The following is a 14,776-nucleotide window of genomic DNA, read 5'->3' on the forward strand; positions in this document are numbered from 1 at the left end:
GGTGGACGACCCCGGGCCGGTCCCGACCGTCGGCCCGGGGGATCCCTCGCGGTGAGGGCTCATCCGCCGACCCACTCTCCTGCGGACGGCCGCCGTCCTCCCCGACGGCGGCCGCCCGTGTTCCCCCATCCTCCTCAGGAGCCGCCATGCTGTCCCTGCGCAGACCCGCTCTCACCCTGACCCTCGGCGCACTGTTCGCCTCCTCCCTCACGCTCATCGCCGCGCCGACCGAGGCGCGCGCCGCCGATCCCCTGATCTCCCAGGGCAAGGCCGCCACCGCCTCCTCGAACGAGGGCGCCGGCCTCTCCGCCGCACAGGCCGTCGACGGCGACCTCACCGGCACCCGCTGGTCCAGCCAGTGGTCCGACCCCCAGTGGATCCGGATCGACCTCGGCAAAAGGTCAGACCTGAGCCGGGCCGTACTGACCTGGGAGGGCGCCTACGGCAAGGCCTACGAGATCCAGGCCAGCGACAACGGCACCGACTGGACCACCCTGAAGAAGGTCACCGACGGCGACGGCGGCACCGACGACCTCGCCCTCGCCGGCTCCGGCCGCTACGTCCGGATGCTCGGCACCGCGCGCCCCGGTGGATACGGCTACTCCCTCTGGGAGTTCCAGGTCTACGGCTCCCAGGGCACCACCGACCCACCGCCCGGCGGGGCCGTCAAGGTCACCGGCTCCCAGGGCGCGTGGCAGCTCACCGTCGGCGGACAGCCGTACACCGTCAAGGGCCTCACCTGGGGCCCGTCCATGGCGGACGCTCCGAAGTACATGCCCGACCTGAAGTCGATGGGCGTCAACACCGTCCGCACCTGGGGCACGGACGCCGGCACCAAGCCGCTTCTCGACGCGGCCGCCGCGAACGGCCTGCGGGTCATGAACGGCTTCTGGCTCCAGCCCGGCGGCGGCCCCGGCAGCGGCGGCTGCGCCGACTACGTCACCGACACCGCGTACAAGTCGACCATGCTCACCGAGATCGCCAAGTGGGTCGAGACCTACAAGAACCACCCCGCGACCCTCATGTGGAACGTCGGGAACGAGTCCGTCCTCGGCCTCCAGAACTGCTACAGCGGCGCGGAGCTGGAAGCCCAGCGCAACGCCTACACGACGTTCGTCAACGACGCGGCCAAGAAGATCCACTCCCTCGACGCCGACCACCCGGTGACCTCCACCGACGCGTGGACCGGCGCCTGGCCGTACTACAAGCGCAACGCACCCGACCTCGACCTGTACTCGATGAACGCCTACGGCGACACGTGCGGGGTCCAGCAGGACTGGGAGGAGGGGGGCTACACCAAGCCCTACATCATCACCGAGAGCGGCCCCGCGGGTGAGTGGGAGGTGCCCGACGACGCCAACGGTGTTCCCGACGAGCCGACCGACGTGCAGAAGCGCGACGGCTACACCAAGGCCTGGGACTGCGTCACCGGACACCGGGGCGTGGCCCTGGGCGCGACCCTCTTCCACTACGGCCTGGAGCACGACTTCGGCGGGGTGTGGTTCAACCTGATCCCCGACGGTCTCAAGCGGCTGTCGTACTACTCGGTGAAGAAGGCGTACACGGGCTCCAACGCCGGTGACAACCTGCCGCCGGTCATCACCGACATGACGGTGGCGCCGGCCGCGTCCGCCCCGGCGGGCAAGGAGTTCACCGTCCGCGCGGGCATCCGCGACCCCGAGGGCGACCAGCTCACCAACAAGATCTTCCTCAGCGGCAACTACGCCAACGGCGACAAGCGGCTCGTCCCGGCGCAGTTCAGGTCCACGGGCGACGGCACCTTCGCGGTCACCGCTCCCGAGAAGCTCGGCGTGTGGAAGGTCTACATCCAGTCCGAGGACGGGAAGGGCAACGCGGGCATCGAGACCAAGTCGGTCAAGGTCGTCGCGCCGCCGATGACCGGCACCAATGTCGCTCTCGGCAAGCCCACCACGGCGTCCAGCTCGCAGGCCTCGTACGGTGACTGCCCCTGCCCGCCGGAGCGCGCCACGGACGGGAGGGCCGACACCCGGTGGGCCAGCGACTGGAGCGACCCGCAGTGGATAGCGGTCGACCTCGGTGCGCGGATGCCGGTCCGCAACCTGCAACTGGTGTGGGACCCGGCCTACGCCAAGTCCTACGAGGTCCAGGTCTCGGACGACGGCAACGGCTGGCGCACGGTCCACACCACGACGACGGGCAATGGTGACGTCGACACCATCGCTCTGACCGAAACGGCCCGCCACGTGCGGATTCAGCTCACCGCCCGCGGCACTGGCTGGGGCTACTCACTGCACGAGTTCGGCGTCTACAGCTGATCGGGGCCGTCCAGGGGGCCGTTCCGGCGTGAGCGGCCCCCATTCCACGCAGGTTTCAGCAGGGCGTCGGCGGTCAGACGGGTGGTGCGGGGCCGGGGTGTCGGGGACACCACGGCAAGGTGCTCGCGATCGCCCGTGGAAGGCCCGGCCGGGGGCAACGAAGCCTGCCGTTCCCCGGCCAGGCCTTACCGCCACTCAGGTGGGCGCGGCCGAGCATGCCGGGTGGGGGAGGGCACCGCGGGATACGGTCGCCTGGCACCCGGCCCGCCCGGCGTTTCGATGTGAAGGACGTCGGCCCCGCTCGCCCCACGAGGGTTCGTACCCGTCCGACCGAGAGGAACGCCGTGCCCGCTGACTTCGACGTCGTGATCGTGGGAGCGGGTGCGGCCGGGATGAGCCTGGCGTACCACCTCTGCGCACCGGGCAGCGACGTACCTCTGTCGGTCGCCCTCGTCGACGCCCCGCCGGGGCCTCTGAGAGCGCCCCCGCGGACCTGGTGCTTCTGGGGGCCGCCGGGCGGGCCCTACGATCCGGTCCTGGCCGCTTCCTGGCCCCGGCTGCGCGTCCGGGCGGCCGACGGGGCCCCTACCGTGGCCCGGCTCCCGCGGCTGCGCTACAAGATGCTGCGCTCGGACGCCTTCGAGGCACTGGTCGAGGAACGGTTGTCCCGTGCACCGGACCTGTGCCGGATGGAGACGATCGCGAGTGCCGTACGCGACGACCCGTCCGGTGTCGGCGGCGAGGTCCTGACCCGGACCGCGTACGGTGAACGGGTCCTCGTGCGCGGCCGTCTCGTCTTCGACTCCCGGCCGCCCCGCCCCCTGCCCCCCGCTCGCACGACGCTGCTCCAGCATTTCACCGGCTGGTTCGTCCGCACCGAGCGTCCCGTGTTCGATCCCGGGACCGCGGACCTGATGGACTTCCGTACGCCGCAGCCCGCTCGCGGGCTCTCGTTCGGCTATGTCCTGCCGCTGGACCCGCACACCGCGCTGGTCGAGTACACCGAGTTCTCCCCTGCCCCGCTGGACACCGACGGCTACCGGCGAGCCCTGCGCCACTACACCCACGACGTGTTGCGGCTCGGGCCGCTCCAGGTCACGGCGCAGGAGCACGGTGTCATCCCCATGACGGACGGCCGCTTCCCGCACAAGCCGGGGCGCTCGGTGTATCGCATCGGCACCGCCGGAGGCGCGACCCGCCCGTCGACCGGCTACACCTTCGCGGCCGTGCAGCGACAGAGCCGTGCCGTCGCCGATCAGTTGCGCTCCGGACGCCCGCTGCGTATGCCCGCCCCGTACGGGCGTCGGGCGCGGCTGATGGACGCCGTGCTGCTGCGGGCCCTGGACAGCGGCAGGGTGGACGGCGCGGACTTCTTCACCCGCCTCTTCCGCGGCGTTCCCGGCGAGCGGCTGCTGAGCTTCATGGACGGCCGTTCGCAGCTGCGCGAGGATCTGCTCATCGGCCTGCGGACACCGATCGTCCCCATGCTGCGGACCGTCTTCGAACTCCCCTTCAGAACCCGGCGTGAACGCTCAGCGGCTCCGTCTTCCCCCGCACCGACCGCCCACGAAGGGAGCACCCCATGACCCTGTTGCGCGGTGACGCGCTGTCCGAGGCCTTCGACCACGGCTCCACCGCCTACGACCGCCTCGTCTCGGCCAGCCCCGGCTACCACGCGCACCTGCGCCGCTCCGCACGCCGACTGGGCCTGCTGGAGGAGGGAAGCGGGCTGCGCGTGCTCGACCTGGGGTGCGGAACGGGCGCTTCCACAGCCGCGCTTCTCGCTGTCGCCCCGCGCGCCCGGATCACGGGAGTCGACGCGTCCGCGGGCATGCTGGACCGCGCGACGGCCAAGAGCTGGCCGCGGGGCGTCGACTTCGCGCACCTCCGGGTCGAGGAGCTGGCCGGACGGCTGGAAGCCGGTTCCTTCGACGCGGTGTTCGCCGGTTACCTCTTCCGCAACCTCACCGACCCCGACGAGGCCCTCGACCTGGTGCGCGGCCTGCTCGTACCGGGCGGCCGCCTCGCCGTCCACGAGTACACGCTCGGCGGATCCCCCGTCCACCGTGCGGTGTGGAGCGCGGTCTGCTCGCTGATCATCCAGCCCGCCGGCCGGCTCGCCGGGGACGCCGGCCTCTACCGACACCTCCGGGACAGTGTCACGCGGTTCGACACGGCTCCCGCGTTCGCCCAGCGGCTGCGCCGGGCCGGCTTCGCCGACGTACGCGTCCTCCCGCTGCCCGGCTGGCAGACCGGGATCACCCACACCTTCGTCGGTCGCACCGCAGTCGTGCCGGGGGTACGGGCGTGATGTTCCCGCGGGACAGCGGCAGGGGACACCAGCACGGCCGGGACCGGCAGGCGGCAGTCGTGCCGGCACCGGCCGGCCGCGCCCGGTTCACGGGGCACGCTCCCGCGGTGGCGGTCGTCGGCGGCGGCATCGCGGGGATCGCGGCGGCCACCCTTCTCGCGGAACGCGGCGTGCGCGTCACCCTCTACGAGCGCGAACCGGGCCTGGGCGGGAGGTTGTCGGGGTGGCCCACCGAGCTCGCCGACGGCACCGCGGTGACGATGAGCCGCGGTTTCCACGCGTTCTTCCGCCAGTACTACAACCTCCGCGGACTTCTGCGTCGGGTCGACCCGGAGCTCGGTTCCCTGACCCGGCTGCCCGACTATCCGCTGTGGCACAGCTCCGGCCTGCGGGACAGCTTCGCCCGGGTGCCGCGCACGCCTCCGCTCAGCGCCATGGGGTTCGTCGCTCTCAGCCCCACATTCGGCCTGCGGGACCTGATCCGGATGAATCCGCGGGCGGCGGTCGGGCTGCTGGACGTGCGGGTGCCCGAGGTCTACGAACGGCTCGACGGGATCAGCGCCACCGACTTCCTCCACCGCATCCGCTTCCCGGAAGCCGCCCACCACCTGGCGTTCGAGGTCTTCTCCCGCAGCTTCTTCGCCGACCCGCGTGAACTGTCGGCCGCCGAACTGGCTCTGATGTTCCACATCTACTTCCTCGGCTCCAGCGAGGGCCTGCTCTTCGACGTGCCGGGCGAACCGTTCCCCAGGGCCCTGTGGGAACCGCTGCACCGCTACCTGGAGGTCCACGGCGTCGACGTACGGACACGGACACCGCTCCGGCGGGTCCGCCCCCTGCCCGGCGGCGGGCTGGACCTCACCACGGACGACCGCACCACCCGGTACGACGCCCTCGTCCTGGCCCTGGACAGCGGCGGCCTGCGCCGCCTCGTCGCCGCGTCCCCCGAGCTGGGCGACACCGACTGGCGCGCACGTATCGCACGGTTGCGCACCGCCCCGCCGTTCCTGGTCTCACGGCTCTGGCTCGACCGGCCCGTGGCGCACGACCGGCCCGGGTTCCTGGGCACCAGCGGCTACGGTCCGCTGGACAACGTGAGCGTCCTCGACCGCTGGGAGGGAGAGGCCGCCCGCTGGGCCCGGCGCACGAGGGGATCGGTCGTCGAGCTGCACGCGTACGCCGTCGCACCGGACGCCGACCGTTCCGCCGTACAGGACGAGGCGCTGAGACAACTGCACCGCGTCTATCCGGAGACCCGGAGCGCCCGCCGCCTGGACGAGCGCCACGAATGGCGGGCGGACTGCCCGATGTTCCCCGTGGGCGGCTACCGGGACCGGCCCGGCGTGCGCAGCCCCGACCCCACGGTCACCGTGGCCGGGGACATGGTCCGTACCGAGCTGCCCGTGGCCCTGATGGAACGCGCGGCCACCAGCGGATTCCTCGCCGCGAACGCCCTGCTCGAACGCTGGGGCGTACGGGGGCAGACGCTCTGGACCGTCCCGCGCGCCGGGCGGTCGGCCGTTCTGCGTCGGCTCGCCGCGCTGGCCGACTGACGGAGGGGCCGAGCGGAGCTCCACCGAAGGGGGCCGCCGGTCAGGCCGGGAACGTCCCCCTGTCGCGGAGTTCCCAGCGCCTCTCCGCGTACGCCAGGTCGTCCCGCCACAACCGGCCGGCCGAGGCACGCATCAGAGGGCGCAGCAGCGGAGCGGCCGCCCGGGCCACGGCGAATCCACGACGGTCCGACGCCGCGACCAGTGCCTCCGTCACGGCGGTGCGGGGCTTGCCCCGCTCGTCCGGAGCGAGGGGTGTGGCGTGGGTCTCCACGACGGACCCCGCGCCCTCGCCCTCGACGATGTGCATGACGACGGTACGGGGCTCGGGCGCCGTGAACCGCGCCCGGACCGGCACCACCAGTCGCCCGGCCACCTTGAAGGACACGTCGACGGTGAACCCGTCGTCGTCCGCCGGGCCGTCGGCGGGGGTTCCCGTCACCGTCAGGTCCACGAAGGAGTACGGGTGGAACCACGCGCCGTGCCACGGATCGAGGCGGTTGGCCACCACGTCTTCCGGCTCGCAGCGGCCTACGCCGGAGTAGACCGCCTCCACGGCGTCCCGCACCCTCGGCCGGGCGGGTAGGTACGGACGTTCCGAAGGGGGCTCACCCCCCACGCGGTCGAGCCGCACCCAGAGAAGGACCCCGTCGTCGAAGGCGGGATAGGGCTCCCATCCGGCGAACGGTTCGCCGTCCAGTACGAGGCCGTGCCAGTGGCAGACCAGCGTGCCGCAGCGGACGGGGCTGTCGCGCAGCGGCGCCCCCAGATGGGGGCACGCACCCGGACCGGTGCGCAGCTTTCCCCCGCCGTCGCGCCACGCCACCACTTCGGTGGAGCCGACCGTGACAGCGAGGACCTTCCCGGGAGGAAGGGCGCGCGAGGCGCCGATGACGTACCAATTGCCGGAAGGCCTGCTCCGCGCACGCTCCAGGGCCTCCGTGATGAGCCAGGGTTTCGCCGCGCGCCACGTGGGCGCCTGACGCTCCCACGGGACGGGCGCGCGCCGCACCCGCAAGGGAACACGCCCGGGTCGTGGGCGTCCTGCCGCCGGGCTCATACGGCCTCCTCACGCACCGGGGCCGGGGCGCCGGGCGTCCGCAGCCGGGACACTCCGTCGGACCGGACCGCCTCGACCGCGTCTGCTCGGCGCCGGCGCACCGTGCGTACGGCGACCGCCCGCACCAGCCCGTCCAGCGCCACGGCGGCCCGTCGCCGGCGCGGGACGACCGCCCGGCGGTGCAGGACCGCGTACCCGTCCGCCTCGATCGCGTCGAGGATGCCGCTGTACAGCACGAACGCCGTACGGATGCAGGGCCGCGACACCGGGGCGAGCATCGCGATGCCGGGCAGAGCGGTCCGGTAGACGGCCCGGTTGTGGGCTGCGGCGGCCCGCAGTACCTCGGTGATCCGGCTGTCCGGCATCCCCGTGCTCCGGCTCCACTCGAAGCGTTCCCGGTCCACCCCGTGCGCGGACAGCAACTCGGCCGGCAGATAGAGCCGGCCCCGGTCCAGGTCCTCGCCCACGTCCCGCAGGAAGTTGGTCAGCTGGAAGGCGATACCGAGCGCGGCCGCGTGCGGTGCCGCTTCCTCGCGCGCCACCACCGTCCCGAGCACCGGCAGCATCTGAAGGCCGATCACCGCGGCCGAACCGTGCATGTACCGGCCGAGTTCCTCGTACGAGGCGTACCCGCCGACGGTCAGGTCGCTGCGCATGGAGGACAGGAAGTCGGTGAAGTGCCGATGGTCGATGCCGTACCGGGCCGCCGTGTCGGCCAGGGCACGGATCACCGGCTCGGCGGCCCGGGACCCTCGCAGCCCCGCCTCCAGCTGGACTTCCAGGTCGAGCAGGGCGCGGGCGCGCTCCCCGGGCGTGGCTGGGGTGTCGAGATCATCGACGATGTCGTCGGCCCGGCGGGCGAAGCCGTACAGGGCGTGGACGGCCGGCCTCCGGCCGACGGGAAGGAGCCGCGTCGCGAGGAAGTAGGTCCTGCCGTGACGTGCGTTGAGGCCGCGGCAGCGGGTGTACGCGGCCCGCAGCGCGGGGTCATGGATACCTGCTGCGTCGAGTTCGTGGTCGGTCATGCGCTGGAACCTCCCGGGGCAGAACGAGGGGACCGGGCGATACGGGGGCCGGTGATCCTCTCCGCAGCCAGCTTCCCGGAGATCAGGACGGTCGGCACGCCGACGCCGGGCGTGGTGCCGCAGCCGGCGAGGACGGCGTTGACCGTGCCCCGCACCAGGTTGCGCGGCCGGAAGGGGCCGGTCTGGGGGAAGGTGTGGGCCACGGAGAAGGGGGTGCCCGCCGCATGCCCCTGTGCGGTCCAGTCGACCGGCGTGACCAGCCCCTCCTCCTCGATCGCCGCGCCGAGACCGGGCATTTCCCGGCGCTCCAGCTCGGCCAGCAGCTCGTCCCGGTAGCGGGGCCCCAGCTCCCCCCATTCCCGTACGCCGGGCCCGACCTCGGTGTTCGGGCAGGGAGCCAGCACGTAGTGGAGGTGCTTGCCCGGCGGTGCGAGAGAGGGATCGGTCGCGGTGGGCCGGGTGATGAGGAGCGAGGGGTCCGACATCAGCTTCCCGGTGCGGGTGAGTTCGTGGAAGGTGTTCTTCCAGGCCGCGCCGAAAGAGATGGTGTGGTGCGCCAGGTCCGGCCAGGTGCGATCCGTGCCCGCGTGCAGGATCACCGCGGACGGCGAGTGCCGCAGCGGCAGGGGCCGGTGCGGGCTGCGGCCGAGCAGTCGGTAGCTGATCGGGAGATCAGGGGTCAGGACGACCGCGTCGCACGGAATGTGCTCCTGGTCGGTGACGACAGCGGTGACCCGGTCACCCGAGCGCTCCAGCCGCGTCACCCTCTGCCCGTAGCGGAGGGACGCCCCGGCTTCAGCGGCCGCGTCCGCCATCGCCCGGGGCAACGCGTGCATGCCGCCCCGGGGAAAGTACACACCGGCCACCGTGTCCATGTAGGCGATCACCGCGTACGCGGCCAGCGCCCGTGCCGGCGGCACGCCCGCGTACAGCGCCTGGAAGGAGAACACCCTGCGCAGCCGTTCGTCCGATACGAAGTGCCCGATCCGCGCGTCGAGCCGGCCGAAACCCCCGAGCGCCGCGAGGCGGGCCAGGTCGGGATGGGCGAGCTGGAGCGGTGAGTCGAAGTTGGTGTCGATGAAACGGCGCATCTGCACCCGGTAAAGGCGCTCCAGCCAGATCCGCAGCCGCCGGTAGCCGACCGCCTGCCGGGCCCCCGCGAACTCCTCGACGGCGGCCTCCATCGCGGCACCGTCGGTGTGCACGTCGAGCTGGGACCCGTCGGCGAACCGCGCCCGGTAGGCGGGGGCCAGCCTGATCAGCTCCAGCCGGTCGGCCATCCGCTCCCCGACCGCGGCGAAAGCCTCCTCCACCAGATCCGGCATCGTCAGCACCGTCGGTCCGGTGTCGATACGGAAGCCTCCCGACTCCAGGAGCCCGGCCCGGCCCCCGGGCACGCCCTCCCGCTCGACGACCGTCACGCGGCGGCCCGCGCCCAGCAGGTGCAGCGCGGCGGCCAGTCCTGCCAGACCGGCACCGACCACCACCACATGGTCGACGGGCCCCTTGACCGTGATCACCCGGCATCGCCTCCTTCGGTCGTGATCAGGACCGGGAAGGCACCTGCCGCCCCGGCAGCGCCGCCGTGCGTCCCACCGGCGGTGGTGGGGGAGCGGGCGGCCCGCTCGCCGGAGACGGTGCGCAGCAGACCGAGCAGCTGGCGGCCGCCGTGTGCGTCCACGTCGACGGCCTGTCCCAGACGACGTACGGCGTGGTCGCGGAGGCGCTCCGCCTTCCGCTCCACATGGGCGCGCGCCCCCGTCACCTCGAGCACGCCGCGTACGTCCGCGAGATCCTCCTCGGTGAGATCGGCATGACCGGTGACGCGACCGAGTACCGCCAGCGCTTGTTCGTCGCCCGCCGCTTCGGCCCACCTCCGGCCGACAGCCAGCAGATAGGTCGACTTGCCCTCGCGGATATCGTCGCCGGACGGCTTCCCGGTCAGTGCCGGGTCGCCGAAGACCCCGAGCAGATCGTCCCGCAGCTGAAAGGCGATACCGGCACACCGACCGGCGGAGCGGAGAGCGTCGGTGGTCCGGTCATCGGCGCCCGCCAGGGCGGCACCGATCGCCAGAGGCCGCTCGACGGAGTACGAAGCACTTTTGAGACGGGCGGTCCGCAAGGCTTGCGCCACTGATGACCCACCGCTGACCTGGCCCCGCAGATCCAGGTACTGCCCGGCGACCATCTCGGTCCGCATGGCCCTCCACAGGGCTCCGATCCGACGACGCTGGACGGCGGACAGTACGGTCTCCGCCACCGTGTCGTCGGCCCAGACCAGGGCCAGATCACCCGCCAGCACGGCGGCCGAGGTGCCGAAGACGGTACCCCGCCCGGAATCCGGTGAGAGACCCGCGCGCTCTGCCAGCTCGATGTGCACGGCAGGCTTCCCCCGGCGGAGCCGCGAGCGGTCCATCACATCGTCATGGATCAGCGCGCAGCTCTGGATCAGTTCCAACGCCACCCCGAGCCGCAGCGCGGCCGCGGTCTCCGCCGCACCGCAGGAGCGCATCCCCCACCACAGAAGGCGGGGCCGCATCCGTTTGCCGCCCTCCAGCGTGAAGTCGGCGACCCGCTGTGCCAACTCCTCGCAGAAGGAGGCGTTGCTCCGCACCGCCTCGTCGATCCGGTCCGCCAGCACCGCCCGCGCGGTGCGCAGGACTGCGTCGACCACGTCCGAGTCCACGACCCGGGCGTCCTCGCACGGCAGGGTGTGGTCGCGGCCTCCGCCCACCTCGTGGGCCGGGCGCGAAGAATCGCCGAACGAGTCTTTCGCAGGCTGGCGACGGTCCATCTCACGCCTTTCCGAGATCAGTGGTGATGACGAACGACTCGACTACTCCGCCCGGGCGCGTACCCCGATCGCATGCCTTTGTGCGCGGCCGGTCGAAGGTTCGCGCCGCGCGAAGGCAAGCACTGATGCAGAGACGATCACGTCGGCCGCGCACTCCCGGTGGAGAAACACCCCGAACACGTCATGACGGCGGCCACCGCGCCCGAATGGCCCACGGGGACGGGGGCGCACCGGCCCGCCCCGGTAGCGGTACCGCGCAGCTCGTGGTGGTGCGACCGAGGCGTTCGACGATGTGGGCGAGTGTCCTGTGAGCCCGGGAGGAGAACACCCACGACGGGGGATACGCGGATGGGGCCGAACAGGTTCTCCTTGGCGGAACGCCCGCGTGCCGCATATGCCAACGGTTGTTTCGTCGGCCAGGTTGGTCGCACCGCACCTACCGATGACACGAAGGAGAGCGCCATGATTCGTCGTATCGCGATCACGCTGGCGGCCGTCGCCGCGGCTGGGCTCGTCGCCGCGGGACCGGCTGCCGCGCAGGGAACGAACGGCTGGGACGGCCCGGCCGGCGGCGGTCACGAGAAGATCGAGGGCGGCTGGGCCAGCGGCGAGTACCGCAACCTCGGCGGCCCGTACGGGATCACCTACATCAAGGGCGAGAAGGCCTACTTCGACGCGGAGCGCGGCTACTTCGTCCGCTGACCCGGCAGCCGGGCGCACCCGGCCGCGGATGTTCCGGAACGGGTGAGGGCCCGCCCCAGGGCGGGCCCTCACCCGTGCCATCCCGCACCGAAAGGACGGCGGGCCGGCACGGCGCCGCCTCGCGCGAGTCCTCCGGGTGAGGGCGGGGTGGATGAGAGCTTCCCCGCGTGCGGCAGCGGGAGCCGGCGGGCGGCCCGGCCCGGAGCGGTGGCGGGTGATGTTCCAGCCCTGCGGCCGCAGACGGACGGAGTCCGCGAGGGGTGGCAAGGAGGGCGCCCGCCCGGTGTGTCCCCGTGGCGCCAGGCGTCCCGAAGCTCACCCGCCCGCGGATCCCCCCGCTCTGTCATCGAGGATCGACGACGCGGTGGTGGCGATCGGCGCCGGCCGCTCCGCGGTGCGGCCCCTCGGCTCCGAGCGACCCTCAGCCCTGGTCGGCCCCCGCCGCCACCGCTTTCGCCCAGCGGTAGTCCGCCTTGCCGCTGGGTGAGCGCTGGATCCGGTCGGCGAGCACCAGCGCGCGGGGGATCTTGTAGCCGGCGAGCCGGGTCCGGCAGTGCGTCTGTATCTCGTCCAGGGTCAACGCGCGTGCGCTCTCGCGTAGTTGGACCACGGCGGCGACCCGGTTGCCCCAGCGTTCGTCGGGTACGCCCGCGACGAGCGCGTCGTACACGTCCGGATGGGACTTGAGCGCCTGCTCGACCTCCTCCGGATAGACCTTCTCGCCCCCCGTGTTGATGCACTGGGAGCCTCGGCCGAGCACGGTGACGATGCCGTCCGCGTCCACGGTCGCCATGTCGCCCAGCAGCACCCACCGCTCCTCGCCCCTGCGGAAGAAGGTGTCGGCGGTCTTGGCCGGGTCGTTGTAGTAGCCGAGCGGGACATGCCCGCGCTGGGCGATGCGGCCCGGCTCGCCCGGGGGCACCGGCTCGTACGTCACCGGATCGACCACGGCCGTACGGGCGTTGACCTGCACCCGGAAACCCTTCTCCGGTCCTGAGTCGGCGGTGGCCGTGCCGTTGAAACCGGACTCCGAGGAACCGAAGTTGTTCAGCAGCATCACGGTCGGCACGAGCGCCTGGAACTCCGCCCTCACCGAGTCCGACATGATCGCCCCGGAGCTGGAGACGGAGAACAGCGACGAGCAGTCGGTTCCGCGCAACTGCCCCTTCAGACAGTCGATCAGTGGTCGCAGCATCGCGTCGCCGACCAGCGAGACACTGGTGACCTTCTCCTTCTCGATCGTCCGGAGCACCTCGGCGGGAGAGAACTTACGGTGAACGACGACGCGTTGGCCGAAATTGAAGCCGATGAACGCGGTCAGCGTGGAGGTCCCGTGCATCAGTGGCGGGGTGGGGAAGAAGGTGATCCCCCCGCCGCCCGCGGCGACCCGTTCCGCCAGCTCCTGCGGGCTCTTCACCGGGTCGCCGGTCGGGGCGCCGCCGCCCAGGCCCGAGAAGAACAGATCCTCCTGACGCCACATCACGCCCTTCGGCATCCCGGTCGTGCCGCCCGTGTAGATGATGAACTGGTCGTCGGCCGAGCGGGGTGCGAAGCCGCGCCCGGCCTCGCCCGACGCCTCCGCCTCGGTGAACGGCACGACCGGCACGGCCGGGGGAGCGGCGGGGGCGGGCCCCACCCTGACGAGGTGGCGAAGGCCAGGGGCCTGCGGGGCGGCCGCCGCGACCCGCTCGTCGAACTCGGCGTCGAAGACCAGCGCCGCCAGGTCCGCGTCCCGGTAAAGGTAGACCAGCTCCTCTTCGACATAACGGTAGTTGACGTTCACCGGAACGATTCTCGCCTTGAGGGCTCCCAGCACCGTCTGAAGGTATTCGACCCCGTTGTAGAGGTGCAGCCCCAGGTGTTCGCCCGGCCGGATCCCCGTGTCGATCAGGTGATGGGCGATCCGGTTGGCGGCGGCGTCCAGCTGCGCGTACGTGAGCCGCCGCTCCGCGCCCGTACCGGGATGGTCGACGTACAGGAGCGCCTCGCGGTCGGGCACCGCGTCGACGACCGATTCGAACAGGTCGGCAAGGTTGTACTCCACCGTTCCTCCTGACCCCGGGTGACTGGCGACTCGGCCGTCATTAGAGCGCCGGGCGGCACAACTGGGAAGGGGCGGCGTCGAAACAATCTGACGAGCTGTCAGAAATCTATTGAACTGCGCTCCCTCCTCCTGCAACCTGTTCCAGGTCTGGAGAACAGGAGTCGGTCATGGGCGGTACGGAACACCTCACCGTGCGGCGCGAAGGCGCCACGCTGGTACTCACCTTGAACAGACCACAGGCCAGGAACGCGCTCTCGTTGCCCATGCTCGTCGGCCTGTACGACGGCTGGCTCGCGGCCGACGAGGACGACACGGTCCGCTCCGTCGTCCTGACCGGAGCGGGTGGCGCGTTCTGCGCCGGCATGGACCTCAAGGCCCTGGCGGGCGGCGGAATGGAGGGGGAGGAGTACCGGGAGCGGATGGCGGGCGACCCGGACCTCCACTGGAAGGCGATGCTGCGCCACCACCGCCCGCGCAAACCGGTGATCGCCGCCGTGGAGGGCCCCTGCGTCGCGGGCGGCACCGAGATCCTCCAGGGCACCGACATCCGCATCGCCGGATCGGGAGCCACCTTCGGGCTCTTCGAGGTCCGCCGGGGCCTCTTCCCGATCGGCGGCTCCACGGTCCGGCTGCCCCGCCAGATCCCCCGCACCCACGCCCTCGAAATGCTCCTCACCGGCCGCGCGTACACCGCCGACGAGGCCGCCGCCATCGGGCTCATCGGCAGGGTCGTGCCCGACGGAACGGCGCTGGAGGAGGCCCTCGCCGTCGCCGAACAGGTCAACGCCTGCGGGCCGCTCGCCGTCGAGGCCGTCAAGGCCTCGGTCTACGAGGGTGCGGAGCTGACCGAGGCCGAGGCGCTGGCAGCCGAACTCAAGCGCGGCTGGCCCCTGTTCGCCACCGAGGACGCCAAGGAAGGCGCGCGCGCGTTCGCCGAGAAGCGGCCGCCCGTCTACCGGCGCGCCTGAGCGCTGAGCGTGCGGCTCCTCAAGC

At 72.2% G+C, this 14,776-nt stretch carries 11 protein-coding genes; 6 read left to right on the top strand and 5 right to left on the bottom strand.

Annotated features, from left to right (window positions below; all coding sequences use genetic code 11):
• Window positions 1–146 precede the first annotated feature (146 nt).
• The 4 genes from AB0F29_RS11290 (at window position 147) to AB0F29_RS11305 (ending at window position 6,161) form a co-directional block, all read left to right on the top strand.
• Window positions 147–2,297 (top strand): discoidin domain-containing protein, encoded by a 2,151-nt coding sequence (locus AB0F29_RS11290; protein ID WP_361870094.1) that lies wholly within the window; start codon window positions 147–149, stop codon window positions 2,295–2,297.
• 344 nt (window positions 2,298–2,641) lie between these two features.
• A complete protein-coding gene (locus AB0F29_RS11295) occupies window positions 2,642–3,883 on the top strand; it encodes a lycopene cyclase family protein (protein WP_361870097.1) in 1,242 nt (413 codons plus the stop codon).
• Window positions 3,880–4,608: a class I SAM-dependent methyltransferase gene (locus AB0F29_RS11300; RefSeq protein WP_361870098.1), complete on the top strand. Its 729-nt coding sequence runs from the start codon at window positions 3,880–3,882 to the stop codon at window positions 4,606–4,608. The genes AB0F29_RS11295 and AB0F29_RS11300 overlap by 4 nt, the downstream gene beginning before the upstream one ends.
• On the top strand, window positions 4,608–6,161 hold the full coding sequence (locus AB0F29_RS11305) for an NAD(P)/FAD-dependent oxidoreductase (RefSeq protein WP_361870399.1): 1,554 nt from the start codon (window positions 4,608–4,610) through the stop codon (window positions 6,159–6,161). The genes AB0F29_RS11300 and AB0F29_RS11305 overlap by 1 nt, the downstream gene beginning before the upstream one ends.
• A gap of 40 nt (window positions 6,162–6,201) precedes the next feature.
• Here AB0F29_RS11305 and AB0F29_RS11310 read toward each other — a convergent pair whose 3' ends face one another.
• From AB0F29_RS11310 to AB0F29_RS11325, 4 genes are read right to left on the bottom strand one after another with little or no spacing between them, the layout of a single operon-like run.
• A complete protein-coding gene (locus AB0F29_RS11310) occupies window positions 6,202–7,218 on the bottom strand; it encodes a DUF5914 domain-containing protein (RefSeq protein ID WP_361870101.1) in 1,017 nt (338 codons plus the stop codon).
• Window positions 7,215–8,243 (bottom strand): phytoene/squalene synthase family protein, encoded by a 1,029-nt coding sequence (locus tag AB0F29_RS11315; protein ID WP_361870103.1) that lies wholly within the window; start codon window positions 8,241–8,243, stop codon window positions 7,215–7,217. The genes AB0F29_RS11310 and AB0F29_RS11315 overlap by 4 nt, the downstream gene beginning before the upstream one ends.
• A complete protein-coding gene (locus tag AB0F29_RS11320; protein ID WP_361870105.1) occupies window positions 8,240–9,763 on the bottom strand; it encodes a phytoene desaturase in 1,524 nt (507 codons plus the stop codon). Before AB0F29_RS11320 ends, AB0F29_RS11315 begins: the two co-directional genes overlap by 4 nt.
• Entirely contained in the window at window positions 9,760–11,037 is a 1,278-nt protein-coding gene (locus AB0F29_RS11325) for a polyprenyl synthetase family protein (RefSeq protein ID WP_361870108.1), read from the bottom strand. The genes AB0F29_RS11320 and AB0F29_RS11325 overlap by 4 nt, the downstream gene beginning before the upstream one ends.
• Before the next feature lie 462 nt (window positions 11,038–11,499).
• On the opposite strand from AB0F29_RS11325, the gene AB0F29_RS11330 reads away from it, so the two are divergent.
• The gene (locus AB0F29_RS11330; protein WP_361870110.1) at window positions 11,500–11,739 is read left to right on the top strand and encodes a hypothetical protein; all 240 of its coding nucleotides are present in this window, start codon (window positions 11,500–11,502) and stop codon (window positions 11,737–11,739) included.
• 421 nt (window positions 11,740–12,160) lie between these two features.
• On the opposite strand, the gene AB0F29_RS11335 is transcribed toward AB0F29_RS11330, so the two are convergent.
• Entirely contained in the window at window positions 12,161–13,783 is a 1,623-nt protein-coding gene (locus AB0F29_RS11335) for an acyl-CoA synthetase (RefSeq protein WP_361870112.1), read from the bottom strand.
• Between the two features lie 167 nt (window positions 13,784–13,950).
• Here AB0F29_RS11335 and AB0F29_RS11340 point away from each other — a divergent pair, with 167 nt between their 5' ends.
• The gene (locus AB0F29_RS11340; RefSeq protein ID WP_361870114.1) at window positions 13,951–14,751 is read left to right on the top strand and encodes a crotonase/enoyl-CoA hydratase family protein; all 801 of its coding nucleotides are present in this window, start codon (window positions 13,951–13,953) and stop codon (window positions 14,749–14,751) included.
• The last annotated feature ends 25 nt before the right edge of the window (window positions 14,752–14,776 follow it).

Source organism: Streptomyces sp. NPDC026589 (genome assembly GCF_040638385.1).
GTDB lineage: Bacteria > Actinomycetota > Actinomycetes > Streptomycetales > Streptomycetaceae > Streptomyces.